Genomic DNA, 22,209 nt, shown 5'->3' on the forward strand with positions numbered 1-22,209 from the left:
ATAAAATGGCATGGGAAAGTGAGTGGCTGGGGCTACGCGGTGCGGGTTTGACACAATAAATTTGGCCGGCTTTGGTACCGGCTTGCAATCCACTGAAACTGCGCTCTACCGCTGGTTCTTACGGGATTAGGCCTCAACCGGCAAGCCAGGCTGGCTGTGCAGAGATCCGCCGCCCCGTTACGCCGCCAGCCGGCCGCGATTGTTCTTGCCAAGGATGGGGCGGACAAGCCGTCCGAAGCGCTCGGCCTCCTCGTCATGTAGATAGCCGGACAGGCAAAACGAATGGCAGCCGGCGTCGATGAATTGCTGGAGGGTCGCGGCGCATTGCGAGGGATCGCCGACGACGGCGATCCCGGCGCCCGGCCGGACCCGGGTGATGCCGGTCCACAGATGCGGCAGCAGGAGATCGCCATGCTCGCGGGCGAGCTGCTGCACGCGCTGGTTAGCCACCGACTTGTTGTACAGCGTTTTCATCTCCTGCTTCTGCCGTTCGGTCGCGTCGCGCACCAAAACGTCGGCGGCTTCCCATGCGTCGCTTTCATTCTCGCGGCAGATCACCTGCAGGCGCATGCCAAAGCCGATGTCCTTTTCGCGGCCATGCGCCCTCGCCATCTCCCTGATCTCGACGATGTTCGCAGCGATACGTTCCGGCAGATCGCCCCAAAACAGATGCACGTCGGAATGTTTCGCCGACATTTCCCAGGCCTGACGCGAGCCGCCGCCGAGATAGAATTTCGGAAACGGCTGCTGCAGCGGCCGCGGCCTGATATGCGCACCTGATAGCGTGTGAAATTTGCCCTGAAAATTCAGCGGACCGCGTGCGGTCCACAAGGCTTTGAGGATCGAAACCTCCTCCTCCATCAACGCGTAGCGCTCTTCCTTGGCGTAGCGCACGCCCTCGCCTTCGACTTCGCTTTCGTTCTGGCCCGCGATCAGGTTGATACAGATGCGCCCGCCCGACATCTGGTCGAAGGTCGAGATCATCTTCGCCAGCAGCACCGGATTGATATAGCCGGGCCGCGCCGCGATCAGCGGCTTGATCTTCGACGAGCGCGCCGCCATGAACGCGCCGGTGATCCATGCCTCCCAGCAAACCGAGCCCACGGGGATCAGCAGGTATTCGAACCCCGCCGCTTCCGCCGCCTGAACCACCCGCTCGCAGAGTTCGGGCGATCCCGGTACTTGGGCCTCAACCACGCCATAGGCGGTGGTGTCGCCGTGCGTCGGCAGATACCAGCCAAATTCGAGCGGACGCATCGACGATCTCCTCAAAGCGCGGCGAGGTAGCAATTGCCGCGCGAGGTTAGTTTACAGCCTGCATCCGGCGGGACAATCGCCCCTCGTTGGGCCGTTGCCAAAGGCCGGCCAGACGCCCCGATAGCTCAGCTGGATAGAGCGTCGCTCGAGAGATCGACGATATGGCGTGGTCGTTTTGCTGCCGGCTTGCCGGTGTCGAGGATGGCGGTAATCGCCAAATTTCCCTCGGCCTCCCGCGCGGCGATGGCGTCGCGGGCCCAGAGGTAAGACGCGTAAAAAATCTCCGGGTGACGGTCGAAGTCCGTCACCTCGACCCCGAGCGGAAGCGGCGGCCGCAGTACCATGTCTAGCGGCGCCGTCGGCAGAATATCGTAACGCTGATGCGCCACGAGACTTCGCCACAGCACGTTGACCGCGCTCGGTGCGGCGGGAAGCAGCTTCTTGCGGAACGGCATCAGCATTGCCGCGATCAGCTCGAGCCGTCCGGGCAGCGCGGCATAGTCGACGTCGAACAGCTCGGCCGCGGGTTCGCCGAAATGCACCACCAGATTGGGACCGCTCTTGAGTTGATGCATCGGCGCCAGCGGCACGTTGTCGATCAGGCATCCGTCGACAAGCATCGCGCCTTGGGGCGTGTAGAACGGCGGCAATAGTCCGGGGATCGCGCTCGATGCACGGACCGCCTGCCAGAGCAGACCCGAGCGGATCAATTCGAGATTATGGGTCGAAAGATTGGTGGCGACCGCCGCGAAAGGCCGCCAGCAATCCTCGATCCGGCAGTCGCGGCCGTACTGATCCGCAAGCGCGCGATCGAACGCCTTGTGATCCAGCAGGGCGTAGCGCGGCCAGGTGGGCCGCCGGAAGCTGCGACTCCTGACGAAGATCTCGTGCGTACCGCGCTCGAGATCCTCGGCCTCGAGATTTTTTGCAAATCCGGCCATCATGGCAGAGCCGACACTGGTGCCGACAAAGATATCGAACATCACGCCGCGCTCGCGAAAGGCCTTGTAGATACCTACATGCGCCGTTCCGTGGCTGCCGCCGCCGGCGGCGACGAATCCAATCGCGCGGCCGCAGAGGAAACGGATCAGGCTGTCGACATCAACCTGATCTTCCAAAGCGACATGGTGATGCATGAAGCACGGCAACCGGGCAAGCCAGGCCGTGGTGCCGCTGACTTCACGGCTGCGTCGGTCGTGAATGCGAACAAGGCGGCGCGCTGACGTGGGATGCACCTCGCAAGCGAAAGCCTCGACTTCCGTCAAAGCTGCCGCGGGCGCGTCTCCACGGCACGCGAACACAACCATGTCGGCCTGGCGGACGGCCTTGCGCGCCCATGGCGAAGCTTCGCGACCGCCGAAGTACACCACCAGTGGCGCGGCGTGTTCGAGTTTATTGAGCCAGTCAGCCACTTCGGGTGCATCCAGGGCCCGCCCAGGAAACATGGCGTTGAGGCGGGTGGGATCGACGATTTCGGCATCAATCGCCGAGAGCCCCTCACGCATTCGGCGATCAAAATCGCTCGGTAGCGGTTGGTATCCGCCGTCGATCAGCGCAACTGTTCTTGCCTTTGGCGACGCGCGAATTGGCGTGAGGCGCGCCGTCTCCTTGCCGAATCGCCGCGCCAGCGCCGCGAGCAGTGCCTCGACAATGGCCGGGGCGTCCTCCGCAAGGGCCTGGTAGGCCGCGCGCGTCAGCACCAGCACGCTGCTGTCGCGGATCGCAATCACATCGGCGGTGCGCGGGACATTTGCGAAGAAACCGATTTCGCCCACAATTTCGCCGGCGCGAAGCTCGGCGAGCGGCTCGAGATCGCCGGTTCTGCGCACGGCGAGCGCACCATGCAACACCATGAACAACGAGTCCGACGGCTCCCCTTGCGCAACGAGCATTTGCCCGCGCATGAGGTCCTGGCGGCCCATGGCGCGCAAAGCCTTCAGCCGCTGTTCCGGACTGAGCGTCCGAAACAGCGCGAAGTCCTCCAACACGTTTCCCCACGCAAACGTCGCGCTCGCTTCGTTCATGGGCGAGACCCAGTTCGATCACACACGGCCCGATGTTAGCGCCGGGCGGCCTTGGCGGCGAGCAGTATAAGCGTCGGCACGCCGGCGCGCCGCTGCCATGCCTTTTTATGGAAGCGCTGCAGCGCGAGTTGCGAATACCGCTGGTTGATGACACCGCATCCCACTCGCCGGAGAACCTCGATTCATTCCCCGCAGGCTTCCCAATGCTGCGGACTGCTTAGCTGATTTTTTTAAAAGCAGGCAGTCGCGCCCAGCGCAGGTTCATTGCGCGCCGGATGGCTCCGGCGGGACCAACGAGTCAGCGACCCCTGCCAGGAAGGCAGGACCCCTTACCGCCACAGCCTCGGCACATGCTTTTCCGGCGCACCCGGCACGATTCGAGCGTGTTACCTTGCCTTTTGCGGCCTTGCTCGTAGTCCCCTCCCAGCCCCCGCAGGGCCGTTGCCGAGGCCCCGCCAATCGGCTAAATGACCCGTAACGCACCCGTAGCTCAGCTGGATAGAGCGTTGCCCTCCGAAGGCAAAGGTCACACGTTCGAATCGTGTCGGGTGCGCCAGTAATCAATCACCGGCTGCATAAACCTTGTCGAGGCATTGTCGCGCAGGACCAACGGACTTCTGCGGTGCGGCTTCACCTCTCCTCATAGCGACATCGTCGCTCGCCAGCGCGCATCGCGCAACGAGGGACGGCGATGCAGGCGGCGATCGAGCAGGTCGCGCGCCTTGGCGGCTTCGCCGCTCTTGATCAGCGCGATCAGCAGCGTGTCTTCGAGCATTTCGCGTTGTGCGTGGCTGCCGCCAATTCGCACCACCTCCGCGGAAGCGGGCTCCAGTATCTTCACGCATTCCGGGTAGGACTGGTCGGCAAACGCATGTGCCGCACGACAAATGTCCGCCACCACGGAACCTGCCGGGAGCCGTCCGCTTTCGCGCCGGACTTGAAGATCGGCCAGACGCTGTTCGAGGGCGCCCCAGTTTCCCGTCATGACAGCCAGCATCGCCATGTGGACGTCGACGAACGAATTGCCGGTTCTCGGAAACCGGCGCTCCGCATAATCGGCGAGGTCACGCCAGGCATCCTGCGGCACCGGAAGGCCGGACGCGTGAAGCCGCCACAGCAGTGAAACGCCATCGGTCATGGCATTCAGCGGCGCGGCCTGGGTTACTTTCGGCTGGATGCGCTCGGCGTAGACATTAAACGCCTTGTCGGTGTCGCCGTTCTCCAATGCCAGCAATGCCTCGTGCCACGCGACATGGCCGTACAGCAATCCGGAACGGTCATAGATCGGCAGCCAGCCGGCGATCAGCTGCTCGGCATCTGCCGTTGAGCCGTCTTCGAACATCGCGTGAGCCAAGGCATGGAGCGCGTGGGCATTCTCGCGTCTTCGGTCGAAGGCACGCTGGGTGATCCGTCGTCCAATATCGAGGCTGCCATTTTCGGTGTGCGACCAGCCGAGATAGGTCAGGAACCACCAATCCTCGCCGCAGTGCCTCGCGTGCCGCTCGCACAAATCGACCCGCGCCTGATCGTGGTCGGCCATACCGGAAAACGCAAACAGGCCGAAGGCCCCGAGCGGCAGCGACATGATCAGGGCATCACGCGGCCAGCGATCGAGATGCACGAGCGTCATTTCCAGCGCCTTGGCGGACCGGCCTTCGGTCGTCAGAGCCAATATCTCGACATGGCTTTTTTCACGTTCGGTACCGTTTCGTTCGACGAGCTTGCGCGCCACCGCGGCTTTTTCCTGAGCTGACGGCATCTCGGCATAAATCAAATGCATCCGCGAGCGCGCCGCATGAGCCAATGCGAAGTCAGGCTCCGCTTCGATCGAAAGCTCCAGCGCCTGCGATGCGCCGGGCCAGGCCGACAGCATCAGCTCGATGCCCTCGCGATAGGCATCAGCGGCCGCGTCGCTCGAGGTCGAAATGGGTAAGCCATATAGGTCTTCAAAAGCCATCGGGGCTCTTTCGGATATCGACCTCGATCTGCCCGCGCCGCTTCGGTTACTGCATTGCAGCGCATTTCTTGCGCGGGGTAGCTTACGTCCGCGCTATGGGTTTGCAAAAGGGTGACCCGCAAAATTTCTACAAATCAAAATCCGGCTCGATCACCAGCGCGGTCGATGGCGTCGACGCGGACTGATTCGCTGCTCGAAAGCCGTCCTCCGCCGCCCGGCTAGATCACGCAACGGATTGCGTGGCTGAAGGCGGACTTGAAGAAGCCTTCGATCCAGCGGCATTGCATTCTTCAAAATGGGCCGCGATTTCAGCCTCGGCGAGATGGTCCCACCGTTCGGCTTGGCCGAAATATTCCTCGCTGTTTTTAGGATCGAATACCGCACGCTGACGGCACAGCGAGCCCATTGCGCGGTAGCTTCGAACGTTCATCATCGCCACCTCGTCCGGTTTCATGTCAGCGGCTTATTGCCTCGCTTCACGACACGGTCATAACGATTCGGACTCAGAATTATTTTGGCTGCTCGTCCGGCGGGCAGACGCCGCACCCGGCAAAAGGCTCCGGCTGCGCTGTTGGCCTCGGAGCAAATTGGGCGGCACTTCATAGAAACGTCGTGTCGATGTCACAGCCGTTTGGTTAATCCTCCGCTGCTGTTGACAGTCATCAAGGAGATTGAAATGTCACAACGCCATGACCATCACGAAAAAAAACACGACCATCAACATTCGGGCCATTTTCATAAGTTCGTCTTGGGCACCAAGAAAGACGATGATATCTTTGGGTCAAACCACAACGATACCATCTTCGGATTGCACGGCGACGACGCAATTTTCGCTGGCCGGGGCAATGACACGGTAGCCGGCGGTCATGGCAACGACGCCCTTGTTGGTGGCGATGGCAACGACGACCTTTACGGCGGCCGGGGGCGGGATCTGCTGTTCGGCGGCGCCGGACGCGACGAGCTCGATGGCGGCCAAGGCAACGACACGTTCCTGTTCCGCAAGGGAATGGGCGTCGACACCGTCGAACATCTCGACGCCGGCGATCGCCTGGATGTTCGTGATTTCCATATTGCGTCCTTTCAGACGCTCCTCAACTCCGCGCAGCAGGTTGGGCACGACGTTGTCATCAATCTCGGCGGCGGCGACAAGATTGTGCTCGAGGATACCCGCGTTTCGAACCTGCAAGCCGAACAGTTCATTATTTCGAACGAGGTCAAGGGTCCGTCAAGCTCGGAGACGCCTTACCTCGTCAGCACCGATTCACATGTCTACACCGAATCATTGCTGACCGTGGGTGACGGGGTCGGCGGCTACAAGATGGCGGGCATTCCGGACGGCCTCGGCGCGTTCGACAATGGCGACGGCACCTTCACCGTTCTGATGAATCACGAAATCGGCAACACCGCTGGCGTTGAGCGCGCGCATGGCGCGGCAGGCGCATTCGTTTCTGAATGGGTGTTTGACAAGACGACCCTTGAAGTGAAGTCGGGTCACGATCTTATCCAGAACGTCTTCACATACGATGCGGCCACCAGCAGCTATGTCGAACACAACGCCGCCCTCGGAAACGGCGTCGCGCTCAATCGTCTCTGCTCGGCCGATCTGGCTGATCAAGGTGCGTTCCACAATTCGGCAACTGGCCTGGGCTACAACGGGGGCCGTCTGTTCCTTAACGGCGAGGAATCCGGCACCGAGGGCCGCGCGTTCGCGCATATTGCCACCGGCGCGCAGGCTGGCAATTCCTACGAATTGGCGTGGCTCGGCAATCTTTCCTTCGAAAATGTCGTCGCCAACGCGCACACGGGCAACAAGACCGTGGTCGCAGTGACGGACGATGGCCAGAACGGCCAAGTCTACTTCTATGCCGGCGACAAGCAGGCGACCGGCAACGCCATCGAGCAGGCGGGCCTGACCGGCGGCAATCTGTTCGGGATCCATGTTGCGGAGTTAGAGGGATTGGCGAACAATGAGTCGAACGCTGCTCCCCCGCTTGGCTCGGACGAAAAGTCGGCGTTCACGATGGTCAATCTCGGCGACGTGAGCGGACTGACGGGCGCTCAGATCGACGCCGCGAGCGAACAGGCGGGCGTGACCTCGTTCCTGCGTCCGGAAGACGGCGCGTGGGACACGCTCAATCCCAACCGCTTCTACTTCGTGACGACCGACGAGTTCAACGGAGCGAGCCGGCTGTGGGCAGCAGACTTCACGGACTCCAGCAACCCGGCAGCGGGCGGCACCATCAAGCTGCTGCTCAACGGCACCGAAGGCCAGCAGATGCTTGACAACATCACTGTCAATGCTCAGGGCAAGATCATCCTGCAGGAGGACGTTGGCAACAATGCCCATATCGGCAAGGTCTGGCAGTACGATCCGTCGAATGATTCGCTCACTCAGCTTGCGCAGCACGATCCGAGCCGCTTCCTGTCGGGCGGCGCGAACTTCCTGACTCAGGACGAAGAGTCGTCCGGTATCATCGACGTGTCGCATATCCTGGGCAGTGCCGGCGAGAACGTGTACCTCGCCGATATCCAGGCTCACTACCCGCTCCCGGGCGAACTGGTTCAGGGCGGCCAGCTCCAGCTGATCCACCAGTATCTGGTGTAACGCCAGTCATTGGTCGGTATGAAGCCATAGACTTGTTAGTCTTCTAAAGCGAAGTTTGAAGGTGCCGGCTTTTCAGCCCGGCACCTTCATTCGTTTGGGCATTGTTGTACAATTGTCATTTTCGATCTGTAGCTATATCGCTCCCGGCCGGTCAACCAACGGCCGTTTTGGTCCAACCACTTCGTTTCTGCGGCAACGCAGTATTTTGAGAACTTCACCTGCGGAGCGATCGCTCGTGACCAATGCCGCGTCGGCAGCCAGCCCCTCTGTAACCGGCGCGGCAAGATCGGAGTTAGCCAGCGCGCTTGCTTCATGCCGTTCTGCTTTTGTCGGCATCGCCGTCTTCAGCGGGCTCATCAATTTGCTCGCCCTGACCGGCTCGCTTTTCATGCTGGAGGTCTACGACCGCGTCTTGCCGAGCCGCAGCGTTCCGACCCTTGTTGGACTGGCGATTATTACTGCGCTCCTGTTCCTGTTCCAGGGCCTCATGGAAATCACCCGGGGACGCATGCTGGTGCGCATAGGCAACCAGATAGACTGGCGCCTGAGCGACCGCATCTATGACCTTGTAGTGCGGCTGCCACTCCGCGCGCGGGGCAGCGGAGACGGCCTCCAACCAGTCCGTGATCTCGACACGATCCGCTCGGTACTGTCTGGCTCGGGTCCGGCCGCGCTGTTCGATTTGCCGTGGTTGCCATTCTATCTTGCGATCTGTTTTGCTTTTCATTCGCTGATCGGGCTGACCGCCCTCGGCGGGGCCCTCGTTCTTGTGATGCTGACTGTCCTCACCGACCGCCTGTCACGCCAATCGGTGCAGAAGGCGTCGAGCTATGCCGCCGCCCGCAACCGGCTGGCAGATTCCAGCCGACGCAATGCGGAAGTGCTGGTATCCATGGGGATGTCGGCGCGCTTGCTGGCCCGGTGGCGAAAGCTTGGCGTTGCCTACCGGGGTCAACAGCAGATCGCCAATGATGTCTCGGGAGGGTTCGGCGTCACTGGCCGCATATTGCGCATGATGCTGCAGTCCGCTGTCCTTGCCGTCGGCGCGTATCTCGTTATTCATCAGGAGGCTTCGGGCGGCATCATCATCGCCAGCTCCATCCTGACCGGCCGTGCCTTGGCTCCTGTGGATCTTGCGATCGGGAACTGGAAGAATTTCATCTCTGCTCGACAAAGCTGGCAGCGTCTTGAAAAACTTCTGGCGCTGCTTCCGGCTCCCGCAGCCCAACTCCTGCTGCCGGCGCCGGTGCATTCACTTTCGGTCGAGAAACTCTCCGTGCCGGCACCGGCCTCGGAAAAAGTATTGGTGGCGGACGTCAGCTTTCACCTGAAGGCCGGCAGCGCGCTTGGCGTCATCGGCGCCAGTGCGTCGGGAAAATCATCTCTTGTTCGCGCACTCGTCGGGGCCTGGCGTCCCTCGCGCGGTGCGGTGCGCCTTGATGGGGCGACCATCGAGCAATGGTCGCCTGACGCTTTGGGTGAACACATTGGATACTTGCCGCAGGACGTGGAGCTTTTCGAGGGCTCTATCGCCGAGAATATCGCACGATTTGCACCGGACCCGCCGACCGAGTCGGTGTTGGCAGCCGCGAACGCCGCCGGTGTCCATCAGCTGATCGTCAATCTCCCCGAAGGATACAATACGCAAATCGGTGAGCAGGGCGCGTTGCTTTCAGCCGGGCAAAAGCAGCGCGTGGCGCTGGCCCGCGCGCTCTATGGCAATCCGTTCCTGGTGGTCCTGGATGAGCCCAATTCGAATCTGGACGCCGAAGGCGAGGACGCATTGACAAAGGCAATTCTCGGGGTTCGGGCGAGGGAAGGCATCGTTGTGGTCGTTGCACATCGCTCAAGCGCCCTGGTCGCCGTGGACTACATGATGACAATGACTCAAGGCAGACAGCAGGCGTTTGGCCCCAAAGAGGAGGTGCTTGCGCGGCTGGCAAGGCGAGAGCCGGCGCCTTTGGCGCCCCTGAAGGTCGTTCCCCAGAACGCAGTGTAAAACATGGTTAGCAGCTTGCCGGACGGCGAAGACCGCTCCCTGCGCAATCATCTCGTCGGGGGGATGGTCATTGCGCTGTCTTTAACCGTTGGAATCGGCGGATGGGCGTCGACCACGGAGGTGTCGGGAGCGGTTACCGCCTCAGGCTCCGTCGTTGTCGATTCCAATGTCAAGAAGGTACAACATCTTACCGGCGGGATCGTCGGAGAGCTTTTCGTTCGCGAGGGCGATCATGTTCGGACCGGCGACACCCTCATCCGGCTGGATGAGACCGTGCTGCAGGCCGGGCTCGCGATCTACACCAAAGGGCTGGACGAGATGCGAGCCCGCAAGGCGAGGCTTGTCAGCGAACGCGATGGGGCCAGTCAGCTGGTTTTTGCTCCAGAGTTGGTTGGCCGCACCCCGTCGCCGGATTTCACAGCCGCGATGGACAGCGAGCGCAAATTGTTCGAGCTGCGACGGACGGCGCGGCAGGGCCAGAAATCTCAACTTCGCCAGCGGATCGTCCAGCTCGATGATGAAGTGCGGGGTTACGGTGCTTTGCAGCAAGCCAAGATGGAAGAAATCGAGCTGATCCAGCGCGAATTGGTGGGGGTCCGGCTTCTTTGGGAAAAAAATCTGATTCAGATCAACAGGCTTACGGTTCTCGAGCGCGAGGCAGCTCGCCTCAAGGGTGAGCTCGCCCAGTCGATGGCTGCCAGCGCACAGGTGCGCGGGAAAATCTCCGAAATCGAACTACAGATTATCCAGATCGATCAGGATTTAAGCAGTGAAGTCGCCAAGGAACTTCGGGAGATAGATGGCAAGATTGGCGAATATATCGAACGGAAGGTCACCGCCGAAGACCAGCTCAAGCGAGTGGACATACGCGCTCCGCAAAACGGCATCGTCCATCAATTGGGGGTGCACACGATCGGTGGCGTTGTGAGTCCGGCCGATCCTGTGATGTTGATTGTGCCCGAGTCTGATTTTCTCTCGGTGGAAGCGAAGATTTCGCCGCAGGATATCGACCAGCTCCACGTCGGGCAGGCCGCAAGCCTGCGGTTTTCCGCCTTCAACCAACGAACGACGCCGGAAATTCAAGGGGCGGTCAGCCGTATTTCCGCCGATGTGACGTCGGATCAGCGAACCGGACAGAATTTCTACACAGCGCGGATATCCATCAATTCGGATGAGTTGGCGAAACTAGGTAGCGTCAAGCTGCTCCCGGGAATGCCGGCGGAGATATTTGCTAAAACCCATGATCGCAGCGTGCTGTCTTATTTCACCAAACCTCTATCCGATCAGATCGTTCGAGCATTTCGCGAGCGCTGATTTCGGAGCCTTCACGCCAACCACCCGCGTGCTAGAGCTACGGCGCGGAGATCGCGACCGCATGCATCAGCCCTATGCGGCGACGAGGATGCCTGCTATCGCAGCGCCCCATCACGCAATCACTAGACTCTCGAAGCCGCCATAGATCATCCGCTTGCCATCAAATGGCATTGCTTTGGGATCCATCATCTCCGCCAGCCGCTTGTCGGCCATCACCTTGGCGTTGACGCGGTCGCGTTGCGCGCGCGACTTGTAGGTGATCCAGGAGAACACCACGGTCTCGCCCGGCTTGAGCTTGACGCTGCGCGGGAACGACGTCAGCTTTCCGACCTTGACGTCCTCGGCCACCCATTCGCGATACTCCAGCGCGCCATGCTCGCGCCAGACCTTGCCTGCCTTCTTGGCAATGCGGCGGTAGGCCTCGAGGTTTTTCTTCGGAACGGCGACGATAAATCCATCGACATAGGCCATGGGCATCCTTTCATGATAATTCAGAGTCTTAGCGCAGTGGCAGCAAAATAGAGTCGGATCTTGCTCTTTCCTCGTTATTGCGAGCAGCGAAGCGACGAAGCAATCCAGCTTACTTCAAATACTTGATTGCTTCGCGGAGCCTGTCATCGGATGCGCATTCGCGCGACCCGTTGGCTCGCAATGACGATCGCACGCGAGTATGAATTATGTCTGGCAGCATGTAGCAGCGTTCGAAGCGGGCTTGTATGCGTCGCGCAGCCGCACCCAGTCCATCGGATACGGCAGCCCCTCTTCGTGGCGGCCGAGCGCCGTCAGGTCGAGATAGTGATAGGCGGCATTCATCATGTCGAGACCTCGCGCGAAGCAGGAATAGGTGTGGAAGATATCTCCGGCATCGTCACGAAGCGGTCAGCTGACGCCGCTCGAATGCGATATGGCGTTGTCATTTGCGCGCCGACCAGCCGGCCGCCTTTCGCGTGGAGGCCGACGACACGGCCCCGACCGGTCTAGTAATAATACCGGTAGGGCCGGCCGCGGCGCTGCTGCTGCTGGCCGAAGGCGAAGCGCGGGTTGATGTTGCACCAGACCCGTCGTCCGGAGGCGGACGCCATGCATTCGGCATAGGACCGGTAAGAGCAGTCGCCCGGAACGCCCCAGCCCCCGCCCTGGATGCAATAGGGATAATCTATCGCGGCCGCGGGACCGGAGCCGACCAACGTGGCGGCACCCGCCGCCAATGAAGCCAACACAGCCAACATCGCATTGCGCATCATCTTGTTTCCTCCGCGTCGCCTTGCATTCAAAACGAGGCTGGCTCCGGAATGTTCCGGCGGCACGCTAATCCACGTGCACGCCGGCGGCCTTGACGACCTTCTCCCATTTATCGGTTTCGGCGACGATCATCTTGCCGAAATCTTCGGGTGAGCCAATCAGCGGCTCGCCGCCGAGGTCGATCAGCTTCGCCTTGATCGCGGGTTCCGCGAGCACCGCGTTGATCTCCTTGTTCAGCTTCTCGATAATTTCCTTCGGCGTTTTCTTCGGCGCCCCCATCCCGAACAGCGCGCTCGCCTCGTATCCCGGCACGGTGTCGGCCACGGTCGGCACATCGGGCAATAGCGCCGAACGCTCGGTCGTGGTCACCGCCAGCGCGCGCAGGGAACCGGCGCGGATGTGCTGAATGATCGACGGCATGTTGTCGAAAATCAATTGAACCTGGCCGCCGAGCATGTCGGTGATCGCAAGCGCGGCGCCTCGGTAGGGCACGTGCTGCATTTTGGCGCCCGACATCATCATGAACATTTCACCGGACAGGTGCACCGAGGTGCCGTTGCCGGACGACGCCAAGTTCACCTTGTTGGGATTGGCCTTCACATAGGCAATGAACTCCGCGACGGTCTTGGCCGGCACGTCCTTGGCGACGGTCATGACATTGGGCACGCGATTGAACGCGGCAATCGGCGCAATGTCGCGTACGACATTGAATTTCAGGTTGGTGTAGAGCGTGGCGTTGATGTAGTTGGCGGGATTGACCAGCAGCACCGTATAGCCGTCGGGTTCGGCATTGACCACCGCCTCGGTGCCGATGTTGTTGCCGGCGCCGGGCTTGTTTTCGATCACAAATTGCTGGCCCAGCCGTTCAGAGAGCCGCTGGCCGATCAGCCGGGCAATAATATCGGTGGCACCACCGGGCGGATATCCGACAACCCAGCGAACCGGCCGCGTCGGATAGTCCAGCGCCGTGGCGCTGCCGATCGAAGCGACTGCCGAAATTCCCATCGCGATCAGACAAATCGCGGTGCGACGTGAAACCATGCAATTTCTCCCTGGTGTTGTTCTTTTTGAGTTGACGACCACGTTGTAACAAACAAATTCCGGTGCGACCAGTAGCGCATGCGCGCATCAAACCGCGACGAAAGGATAATCCATGACTGTCAAAGTCCACGCGCTCGATCACCTGGTGATCAATGTCAGGGATGTGGCGCGCTCCGCCGAGTGGTATCGAAAAGCTCTCGGCATGGAGATCAAAATCTTCGATCCGGGCGGGGGCAAGACGCCCCGGACCTCGCTGATCTTCGGCAACCAGAAAATCAATGTGCGGCCGCGCGACGCCGACAAGGTCGAGTGGTTCACCGCCGATCACGAAACCGCCGGAAGCGACGATCTCTGTTTCCTGACCTCGGTCACGCCGGACGAGGTAGTCGCGCATCTCAACGCGTGCGGCGTCGCGATCGAGGAAGGCCCTGCGCCAAAACAAGGCGCCCGCGGCACCTTGCGGTCGGTCTATTGCCGCGACCCCGACGGCAGTTTGATCGAGATTTCGTCGTACGAGGAGGATGCGGCTTAAGGCGTACTCCGGCGTCATCCTGAGGCGCTCTTGCGCGGCGTCTCGATGGATGGCGCTTGCACCTTCCGTCATCCTTCGAGGCTCACCGAAGCGGCCCGCACCTGAAAGCGACGAAACACGATTTGCCCGCTGTGCCGTCCAATGGCAGTAATGCCCTCAAGAAAAGCACCAAAGCAGCCGGCCAAGGCTGCATGGGAGGACGAATGTCGATTTCACAGGCAGCGCCGGGCATGGTGGGACCATTCGCGGGGCTCGACGTGCCGTGGCTATTGCGGATGCGGGCTGAAACCCGCCGCGACCATCCGTTCCTGATCTGGGCGCCGTTCGAAGCGCCGGCGCGGAGCTGGGCTTACGGCGAATTTCACGAACGGGTCGGCGCGCTTGCCGCGGGCCTCGCCGCGCGCGGGATCAAATCAGGCGAATTCGTGCTGATCCACCTGGACAATTGCGTCGAGGCGATGCTGGCCTGGTTCGCCTGCGTCGAACTCGGCGCCATTGCCGTCACCACCAACACCCGCTCCGCGCCGGCGGAGATGGAATATTTCGCCGATCATTGCGGCGCGGTGGCCGCGATCACCCAGCCCGGCTATGCCGAGATGATCTCGGCGCATTGCCGGAACTTGCGGTGGCTCGCGGTGATTTCGCACGACGCCGGTGCTGCGCCCGCGCAAAGCGCCCGGCCGCAGCGCGCCGACGCATTTGAAGCGCTGTTCGCCGACAGTGCCGACCGGCCGCGCCGCGCGACCGACCCGCTGGCGCCGTGCAGCGTGCAATATACCTCCGGCACCACGTCGCGGCCGAAGGCGGTGCTGTGGAGCCACGCCAATGCGCTGTGGGGCGCCAAGATCAACGCGGCGCACGAAGATCTGCACGAAGGCGACGTCCACCAGACATATCTGCCGCTGTTTCACACCAATGCACTGGCCTATTCAATGCTGGCAAGCCTGTGGGTGGGCTCGACCTGCGTGATTCAACCGCGGTTTTCCGCAAGCCGGTTCTGGAACGTCGCGCTGGAGCACGGCTGCACCTGGACCTCGACGATCCCGTTCTGCATGAAGGCCCTGCTGGAGCACGAGATCCCGAAGCAGCATCAATTCCGGCTCTGGGGCACGGCGGTGTGCGAGCCGCCGGCATTTTCCGCGTTTGGCATCAAGATCATCGGCTGGTGGGGCATGACCGAAACCATCACCCACGGCATCATCGGCGAGGTCGACCAGCCCAACACGCCAATGTCGATCGGCCGCGCGGCGCCAGAATACGCCATTCGCATCACCAATGACGACGGCTCCCCGACTGCGGTCGGCGGCACCGGCAATCTCTTGATCAAGGGCGTTCCCGGGCTGTCGCTATTCAGCGAATACCTGCACAACGAGAAAGCCACCCGCGAAAGTTTTGACGAGCACGGTTATTTCATCACCGGCGACCGCGTTACGCTGTTGGAGAACGGTTTCATCCGGTTCGGCGACCGCGCCAAGGACATGCTGAAGGTCGGCGGCGAGAATGTCGCGGCCTCCGAGATCGAGCAGGTGGTCGCCATTGTGCCCGGCGTGCGCGAGGCCGCGGTGGTCGCGAAAAAGCATCCGATGCTCGATGAAGTGCCGGTGGTGTTCATCATCCCGCAAGCGGGCGTCGAACGTGCGCCGCCGGATTTGCATGACGCCGTCATGACCGCCTGCCGCGGTTCGCTGGCGGACTTCAAAGTCCCGCACGAGATCCGCTTCGTCGACGAGCTGCCGCGCTCGACGCTGGAAAAAGTGGCCAAGGCCGAGTTGCGCAAGCTTTTGGTATAGCTTGCGCTCGGTATCCGAGCGGCGAAGTGCGGTGGGGTGGGCAAAGCCACCGGGTCGCGCGGATGCGCGCCCGATGATAACTCCGGGCACCCACCATTCAATGACAGCTATGTGAGAAAGATGGTGGGCACGGCGCAAAAAGCGCCTTTGCCCGCCCTACGCACTAACTGAACCGTCAACAGGATCCCAAGGCCACCGAACGGAACGCCTGCAGCAAATGCTGGTCGAGCTTGCCGCCCATCTGTTCCATCACCGCAAACGCCTTGGCGTGCGTAAATGGCAGCCGGTAGGCGCGCTTCTCTACCAGCGCCGCGTGGATATCCACGATCGTTGTCAGGCGCACGATGTCGCTGATCTGACTGGCGCGCAGGCCATTGGGATATCCGGTACCGTCAAGAAGTTCATGATGGTGCAGGACCACATCCAGCATTTCCGGCGGAAAGCCGCCTTCGGCCGCGAGCGCGTCATAGCCCAGACGCGGGTGTTTGCGGACGATGGTCGTTTCCTCGTCAGTCAGCTTTCCCGGCTTGTCCAGGATCGCCACCGGGATGAACGCCTTGCCGACATCATGCAGAAGCGCGGCGCGCGCCAGGCGGCGCTGATCGTCCTCGCGCATATCGAGATGCTGCGCGAACGCAACGGCGAAGCCGGTCACAAAGAGGCAATGGCGATAGCTGCCGGTGTGATGGCGGCCTACGGTCGCCAGCCACTCACGCAACGAAGATTTTCTGATAGCCTTGAGAATCTTTTTTTCAGCTTGCAGGACGTCCTGAAATGTCAGCGGAACTCCCGCCGGAAGCCCTTCAAAAATCTTGACCATCACCGCGTGCGCGGCCTCGATGCCGCTGTTCAAGGCCTTGCCGCTTGCGGTTGTGTCGAAACTGATGGTGTCCGGAAATGCGGCGCGGATGCGCTGCAGAATACCCTCGGCATCAAACGGCCGCGATATCGTATCCGTTGCACCCAACGCCCATGCTTGCATCGACCCATGATGAAGGGCGTCGGCAAGAACGAACAACCGCGGCATCGAGCGGTAAGCTTCAGTCCTAAGCTTGTTCCGGACCCGCTGCACGCTCTCGGCCGACCGCAGATTGATATCGACGACTATCCCTGAGAAATGACCGGCGGGATTATCGGGAAGGTCCGATGTCGAGATGGTGTTCACCTCGCTCACCGACTGCAGAATGCTGGTCAATTCGGTGCTCTGATCGGTGCGATCCGACGCCAGCAGCAGGCGGCGTTTGGGCGAAGATCGGCTGGCAAGAGTTGTCATAATTCCTCGGAGAAACTGGGCATTGGCGAGCGACAGCCAGAACTACCTGAAAAGGAATTCCTTGGGATTAAGGGGTATTATGAACGCTTGTGTATTGTTGACCGTAAAAATTGAACGATTGGGGCATACGGAAATCCGCCTCGATTCCTCGTGCGTTGCCGCACAATGCTGTCATGCAATCCTCGCATTGTGCGTCCACGCCAAAGCGGAAGCGATAATAGCTGCCATCGAAGTTGGGTGGTTCCCACGGCCGAATGGATCGCGCTACAATGATAGGCCCGCAACAGAGCGCTTCGGGAAGCCGCGATGCCCAAAATCAATCGTAACGGGGTCAACCTGTACTACGAGGTCCACGGCAGCGGCCCTCCGCTGTTGCTGACTCACGGCTATTCATCGACATCAGCGATGTGGCAAGGTCAGATCGAGGCGCTGTCGAAACATCACAGACTTGTGTTGTGGGACATGCGCGGCCACGGCGAGTCCGATTACCCCGACGACCCGACGGCTTACAGCGAAGCGCTGACCATCGCGGACATGGCCGCGCTGCTCGACGAGGTCGGCGCGAAGCGCGCCACCGTCGGCGGTCTTTCGCTTGGCGGTTACATGTCGCTTGCATTTTATCGCGCACATCCGGAACGGGTGCGCGCGCTTCTTATCATCGACACCGGGCCCGGCTTCAAGAAAGACGACGCCCGCGATGCCTGGAACAAGCGCGCGCTTGAGACCGGCGACCGTTTCGAGCGCGAAGGCCTTGCGGTTTTGAAATCCGGCAGTCGTGAACGGTCGACGGTGACCCATCGCAATGCGCAGGGTCTGGCGCATGCCGCGCGCGGCATGCTGACCCAGCGCGATGCCCGCGTGATCGAACTGCTGCCCGACATCAAGGTGCCGTCGCTGGTGGTGGTCGGCGCCGATGACGCGCCGTTCCTGGCGGCTTCCGACTACATGGCCGCGAAAATTCCCGGCGCGAAAAAAGTGATGATCCCGGCCGCCGGCCACGCCGTGAACATAGATCAGCCGCAGGCGTTCATCGATGCCGTGCTGCCGTTCCTCGATGATCTCCCGCGCAACGCTGCTCAGGAGAGGCTGGTTTCGTCATGAATCGGCCGGCGTATACAGCGTCGCTTCTGGTCGCCACGTGCGTCGCATGGCTTGGCACCTGGCCCGGGCTTGCAATCGCCCAGCAATTTGTGCCGCGAGGTAGCCCGCATTCTCCGCCCTTCACCGCGACATTGTCGAACAATACGCCTTTGGCCTTCGGGATGGCTGTGCAGGATGTCTCGCGAGCGCTGGGAGAGCCGCTCAGCTACATCAGCGGCCGGCCGGGCGACGAAATCTACCTGGCACTCCGCAATATAGGCGGCAGCGGATTGTTTCCTCGTCACGATCGGCTTTATCTGCAATTCCGCAAGGGCAGACTGGCCGGGTGGAAGGGCGATTGGGGCGATAACTGGATGTGGCAATAGTCACCGGCGGCGGCCCTAGTCTCCTCGAACGTTCATCCAAGAAGATCAACCCTCAAAGCAAATGGGTGACCCATGGGAAAAGATATGAAACTGACGGCTTCGGATAATTTTCAACTGGGCGCTTATCGTGCCGACCCCGCGACCGCACCGAAGGCAGCCGTGGTGGTGATCCAGGAAATCTTTGGCGTCAATCACCACATCCGCTCAGTCTGCGATCGTCTCGCGGGCGAGGGCTATGTTGCCATCGCGCCTGCAATCTTCGACCGCGTCGAACCGAATTTCACGTCTGGCTATTCGCCGGAAGAAGTTGCGCAAGCGCGTAAGTTCGTCGCCAATCCGGATTGGGCGGCAATTCTGCGCGACACCCAGGCCGCCATCGATGCCGTTGCGAATGTCGGTCCGGTCGGCATCGTCGGCTTCTGCCTCGGCGGCAGCATCGCTTATGCGGCCGCAACGAAACTGTCGGGGCTGTCGGCGGCGATCGGCTACTACGGCGGCGTCATCGTTCGCTTCGCGGATGACAAGCCGAAAGTGCCGACCCAGCTTCATTTCGGCGAAAAGGACGCGGGCATTCCGCTCAGCGATGTCGAGACTATCAGAGCCAAGCGGCCCGAGGTCGAGATCCACGTCTATCCCGGCGCGCAGCACGGCTTTCACTGCGACGAACGGGCAAGTTACGACAAGGCCAGCGCCGACATCGCGTGGCCGCGCAGCCTCGGCTTCTTTGCCAAGCATTTGAAGAAGTAAGGGGCCCGGGCGCGCTTGCTCGCTCCGTCGTCATTCCCCGAGGTGCAGTCAGAACCAGCGTTCGCCGACCAAAACAGTGTCGCCGGGGCTTATGGCAGTGCCGAGCGGCACCACAGCGCGCATCGCGCCCGAAGCGCCGGTATGGGTGAGCGTGACGCCATCGCGTTTGGCGCGCGGCGAGAAGCCGCCAGCGATCGCCACCGCGCTTTCGACGGTCATGTTGGGCACGTAAGGATATTGGCCGGGGGCTGCGACTTCACCGAGAATAAAGAACGGTCGATAGGCTTCGATCTCCACCGCGACCGAGGGTTCGCGAATGTAGCCTATGCGCAGCTTGGCGGTGATCTCCGCGGCCAGTCCCGCGGGCGTTCGTCCGCGGGCCGGCACCGAGCCGATCAGCGGCATGGTGATCGAGCCGCCGGCGTCGATCGCGTAAGTGTTGGTGAGACCTTCCTGGCCGTAGACCACGACCCGCAGCCTGTCGCCGGCATCCAGCCGATAGGAGCCATCATAGGCCACCGGCATCGGCGCGGCGGCATAGGCAGCGGGCGCCGGTGCGTATGAACGCTGCGGTGCTGCGGCAAAGCTGGCGCGAAGCGCGCTGATCGCGCCGCCGGAATCCGCGACCTCGGATGCAGTTGGGTGATACGGCTTGCCGTAAGCGATCGAATCGAGATCGCCTGGCTGCGCCACCGCGACGGGGGCGGTCGCGCGCATGCAGCCCGACAGAGCGAGCGCGGTCACGATGGCAATGATCGGTAATCGAAACGCGCGCGCAACCCGCACCGGAGCCATCCCTTATGGCGAGACAGCCCCAGTCTTGCACCGGTTAAGGTTAACAAATGGTTGTTGCGCTATCGATGTGGAAAGCCGAAGCGCCGGCCTTCCACATCATAGTGAGCGATCAGGCGCTGACGCCGGCGCCGATCGGACACGACACGCCGGTGCCGCCAAGTCCGCAATAGCCGGCCGGATTCTTCGCCAGATATTGCTGATGATAGTCCTCGGCGAAATAGAACGCGCCGCCAGGTGCGATCTCGGTGGTGATGGTGCCGAGGCCCTTTGCGGCCAATGCCTTTTGGTAGGCCGATTTGGATGCATCCGCGGCTTGGCGTTGGGCGTCATTAAACGTGTAGATCGCGGAGCGATACTGGGTTCCGACGTCATTGCCCTGACGCATGCCCTGCGTCGGATTGTGACTCTCCCAAAATGTCTTCAGCAGTTGGTCGTACGAGATTTTTTTGGGATCGAACACCACCAGCACCACTTCGGCATGACCGGTGCGGCCCGAACACACTTCCTCGTAAGTCGGGTTCGCGGTATGGCCGCCGGCATAGCCTACCGCAGTGGTATAAATGCCATCGCCGAACTCCCAGAATTTGCGCTCCGCGCCCCAGAAACAACCCAGCCCGAACACCGCCTGCTCCAAGCCTTGCGGATAAGGCGGCTGCAGCTGACGGCCGTTGACGAAATGCCTGGCAGCGGTGGGCATCGGCGTAGCACGGCCCGGCAGCGCCTCGGCTGCGCTGGGCAATGCAGTGGTTTTGCGCATGAACAACATGGGTAACCTCCCGAAGGGATGCAGTCGAATTCAACATATATGGCCTAATATAGGTCTTTACCTCGGCGGCCATAGCCCCGTTGCGCACAAACGCAGCACCGCGTCGTAAGAGTCAGTGCCGCGAATAGCCGATCAACGGCTTGCGGGGCCGGAACACCAGCATCAGCAAAATACCCAACACGCCCAACACGACAAAAACCGGCTGGTCCAAAATGATTTTGACGCCGGTCCAGAGCCAGGGCGCGGTGCTTTCCACCCAGGCCCGGAACGCCTGCTGGCTGGATTGATGGACATCGTTCCAGAACTGGCCAAACCGGGTGAAGCGCAAGGTCTGATCGGCGACCCAGCGCGCCCCGTCATAGACCATGAAAATAAATCCGCCGGCCAGCAGCAAGAGCCCGACAAGTCGGAAAAAACCGCGGATCATGCGTCACCTTATATCTGTTGCGCCCGAAAGCGCCGTCAGCCATTAACGGGGCAGCGCGTAAAATTCAACCTCATCAGCACCTTATCAGCGTTTTCGGGCGGGGTTCCGGGCTCCTGGGGGCGCCGGAAGGCGTTGACGCTGGGAGAGGTGCCCTCTATAAGGACCGCAATGGCGGCGGGCGCAATCCCGCCGCCGCTGTTCTTTGAGCGGCGCCGTCGGTGAACAACTTCGCCGCGACCATAGCATTCTCAGGGACATCCGAAAAACACCAGCGTCGATCACGAAGGTTGAGCGGCCGGCGCGCTCACCGCCGAAGGATATTTGAGAACATGGCCAATACTACTTCCGCCAAGAAGGCGACGCGCAAGATTGCCCGCCGCACCATCATCAACAAGTCGCGCCGCACCCAGATGCGTGGTGCGGTCCGCACTGTCGAAGAGGCGATCAAGAGCGGCGACCGCGATGCCGCGCTGAAGGCGATGGCACGCGCCGAGCCGGAGCTGATGCAGGCAGCGCAGTGCAACATCATTCACAGGAACAATGCGAGCCGAAAGGTCTCGCGGCTCGCACATCAGATCGCCAAGCTCGAGATCGCCAAGCTCGCAAAATAAACTCATCCAAAAGAAATTCGTCAAAAAGCCCGGCTCTGCCGGGCTTTTTCTTTTTCAAAAGCGGCCCTCCTCCCCAGGTTGCATCGTGCGAGCGGCTTGCGTCCCCCGGGTTCTGCTTGCGGCAATTTTGCCGCACCGGAAACACGGTGAAAGCCTTGCGCGACGGGGATAATTGTCAACGCCCGCTGCCGAGCCGGTGCAGCGCGGGGATTCAACCTCCTTTGTTGCGAGGAAGGGTTACCCTGTTTCGGCGCGCAAAAAAATGTGCGCTTGTTTAGTCACTTATCGGCATAGCGGCGAGCAGCAGTTCGAAAAGTCTGGAGCGCGGCGCACAAAGGTTACCGAATTGTGAATTTATTTTTT

20 protein-coding genes, 1 tRNA gene and 1 pseudogene are annotated in these 22,209 nt (G+C 61.3%); 10 read left to right on the top strand and 12 right to left on the bottom strand.

The features are described from left to right. Positions 1–177: 177 nt before the first annotated feature. Complete coding sequence (locus N554_RS0113535; RefSeq protein WP_029583960.1) at positions 178–1,257, bottom strand: LLM class flavin-dependent oxidoreductase; 1,080 nt, start codon at positions 1,255–1,257, stop codon at positions 178–180. A gap of 125 nt (positions 1,258–1,382) precedes the next feature. Beyond that, the gene (locus tag N554_RS0113540; protein WP_029583961.1) at positions 1,383–3,281 is read right to left on the bottom strand and encodes a patatin-like phospholipase family protein; all 1,899 of its coding nucleotides are present in this window, start codon (positions 3,279–3,281) and stop codon (positions 1,383–1,385) included. Positions 3,282–3,760: 479 nt separating this feature from the next. On the opposite strand from N554_RS0113540, the gene N554_RS0113550 reads away from it, so the two are divergent. After that, a tRNA-Arg gene (locus N554_RS0113550) sits at positions 3,761–3,837 on the top strand. A gap of 84 nt (positions 3,838–3,921) precedes the next feature. Here the strand turns inward: N554_RS0113550 and N554_RS0113555 are convergent. Next, the gene (locus N554_RS0113555; protein ID WP_029583962.1) at positions 3,922–5,238 is read right to left on the bottom strand and encodes a tetratricopeptide repeat protein; all 1,317 of its coding nucleotides are present in this window, start codon (positions 5,236–5,238) and stop codon (positions 3,922–3,924) included. Between the two features lie 223 nt (positions 5,239–5,461). Beyond that, positions 5,462–5,692, bottom strand: coding sequence for a hypothetical protein (locus tag N554_RS0113565; protein WP_245283594.1), 231 nt, complete (start codon positions 5,690–5,692; stop codon positions 5,462–5,464). 117 nt (positions 5,693–5,809) lie between these two features. Between N554_RS0113565 and N554_RS0113575 the strand changes: the two genes are divergently transcribed. From N554_RS0113575 to N554_RS0113585, 3 genes are all read left to right on the top strand, one after another. Then, positions 5,810–7,843 (top strand): calcium-binding protein, encoded by a 2,034-nt coding sequence (locus tag N554_RS0113575; RefSeq protein WP_156041920.1) that lies wholly within the window; start codon positions 5,810–5,812, stop codon positions 7,841–7,843. A gap of 235 nt (positions 7,844–8,078) precedes the next feature. After that, the gene (locus N554_RS0113580; RefSeq protein WP_029583964.1) at positions 8,079–9,842 is read left to right on the top strand and encodes a type I secretion system permease/ATPase; all 1,764 of its coding nucleotides are present in this window, start codon (positions 8,079–8,081) and stop codon (positions 9,840–9,842) included. Between the two features lie 3 nt (positions 9,843–9,845). Beyond that, the gene (locus N554_RS0113585) at positions 9,846–11,156 is read left to right on the top strand and encodes an HlyD family type I secretion periplasmic adaptor subunit (protein ID WP_029583965.1); all 1,311 of its coding nucleotides are present in this window, start codon (positions 9,846–9,848) and stop codon (positions 11,154–11,156) included. 111 nt (positions 11,157–11,267) lie between these two features. On the opposite strand, the gene N554_RS0113590 is transcribed toward N554_RS0113585, so the two are convergent. The 4 genes and pseudogenes from N554_RS0113590 to N554_RS0113605 all read right to left on the bottom strand — a co-directional run bounded on the left by N554_RS0113590 (position 11,268) and on the right by N554_RS0113605 (position 13,439). Beyond that, positions 11,268–11,627, bottom strand: a complete 360-nt coding sequence (locus N554_RS0113590) for a DUF1428 domain-containing protein (RefSeq protein WP_029583966.1) — start codon at positions 11,625–11,627, stop codon at positions 11,268–11,270. A 204-nt stretch (positions 11,628–11,831) separates the two neighbouring features. Further along, positions 11,832–12,017, bottom strand: a pseudogene (locus tag N554_RS39905) (DUF899 family protein); the annotation flags it as partial. A 116-nt stretch (positions 12,018–12,133) separates the two neighbouring features. Further along, complete coding sequence (locus N554_RS0113600; RefSeq protein ID WP_036053140.1) at positions 12,134–12,397, bottom strand: DUF3551 domain-containing protein; 264 nt, start codon at positions 12,395–12,397, stop codon at positions 12,134–12,136. Positions 12,398–12,464: 67 nt separating this feature from the next. Further along, positions 12,465–13,439: a Bug family tripartite tricarboxylate transporter substrate binding protein gene (locus N554_RS0113605; protein ID WP_029583968.1), complete on the bottom strand. Its 975-nt coding sequence runs from the start codon at positions 13,437–13,439 to the stop codon at positions 12,465–12,467. A 112-nt stretch (positions 13,440–13,551) separates the two neighbouring features. Here N554_RS0113605 and N554_RS0113610 point away from each other — a divergent pair, with 112 nt between their 5' ends. Then, positions 13,552–13,971, top strand: a complete 420-nt coding sequence (locus N554_RS0113610) for a VOC family protein (protein WP_029583969.1) — start codon at positions 13,552–13,554, stop codon at positions 13,969–13,971. Between the two features lie 203 nt (positions 13,972–14,174). Beyond that, on the top strand, positions 14,175–15,761 hold the full coding sequence (locus N554_RS0113615; RefSeq protein ID WP_029583970.1) for an AMP-binding protein: 1,587 nt from the start codon (positions 14,175–14,177) through the stop codon (positions 15,759–15,761). Positions 15,762–15,936: 175 nt separating this feature from the next. Here the strand turns inward: N554_RS0113615 and N554_RS0113620 are convergent, their stop codons facing one another. Beyond that, positions 15,937–17,034 (bottom strand): HD-GYP domain-containing protein, encoded by a 1,098-nt coding sequence (locus tag N554_RS0113620; RefSeq protein WP_029583971.1) that lies wholly within the window; start codon positions 17,032–17,034, stop codon positions 15,937–15,939. 306 nt (positions 17,035–17,340) lie between these two features. On the opposite strand from N554_RS0113620, the gene N554_RS0113625 reads away from it, so the two are divergent. From N554_RS0113625 to N554_RS0113635, 3 genes are all read left to right on the top strand, one after another. Beyond that, entirely contained in the window at positions 17,341–18,135 is a 795-nt protein-coding gene (locus N554_RS0113625; protein ID WP_029583972.1) for an alpha/beta fold hydrolase, read from the top strand. Then, entirely contained in the window at positions 18,132–18,500 is a 369-nt protein-coding gene (locus tag N554_RS0113630; RefSeq protein WP_029583973.1) for a hypothetical protein, read from the top strand. The genes N554_RS0113625 and N554_RS0113630 overlap by 4 nt, the downstream gene beginning before the upstream one ends. A 72-nt stretch (positions 18,501–18,572) precedes the next feature. Beyond that, a complete protein-coding gene (locus tag N554_RS0113635; RefSeq protein WP_029583974.1) occupies positions 18,573–19,247 on the top strand; it encodes a dienelactone hydrolase family protein in 675 nt (224 codons plus the stop codon). A gap of 48 nt (positions 19,248–19,295) precedes the next feature. On the opposite strand, the gene N554_RS0113640 is transcribed toward N554_RS0113635, so the two are convergent. The 3 genes from N554_RS0113640 to N554_RS0113650 all read right to left on the bottom strand — a co-directional run bounded on the left by N554_RS0113640 (position 19,296) and on the right by N554_RS0113650 (position 21,235). Continuing rightward, positions 19,296–20,042: a polysaccharide biosynthesis/export family protein gene (locus N554_RS0113640; RefSeq protein WP_197033568.1), complete on the bottom strand. Its 747-nt coding sequence runs from the start codon at positions 20,040–20,042 to the stop codon at positions 19,296–19,298. 109 nt (positions 20,043–20,151) lie between these two features. Further along, positions 20,152–20,808, bottom strand: coding sequence for a peptide-methionine (S)-S-oxide reductase MsrA (gene msrA, locus N554_RS0113645; protein ID WP_029583976.1), 657 nt, complete (start codon positions 20,806–20,808; stop codon positions 20,152–20,154). Between the two features lie 112 nt (positions 20,809–20,920). After that, positions 20,921–21,235, bottom strand: a complete 315-nt coding sequence (locus N554_RS0113650) for a hypothetical protein (protein ID WP_029583977.1) — start codon at positions 21,233–21,235, stop codon at positions 20,921–20,923. 329 nt (positions 21,236–21,564) lie between these two features. On the opposite strand from N554_RS0113650, the gene rpsT reads away from it, so the two are divergent. Next, a complete protein-coding gene (gene rpsT, locus N554_RS0113655; protein WP_029583978.1) occupies positions 21,565–21,846 on the top strand; it encodes a 30S ribosomal protein S20 in 282 nt (93 codons plus the stop codon). Positions 21,847–22,209 lie beyond the last annotated feature (363 nt).

The organism is Bradyrhizobium sp. URHD0069, assembly GCF_000701345.1.
Taxonomy (GTDB): Bacteria; Pseudomonadota; Alphaproteobacteria; order Rhizobiales; family Xanthobacteraceae; genus Bradyrhizobium.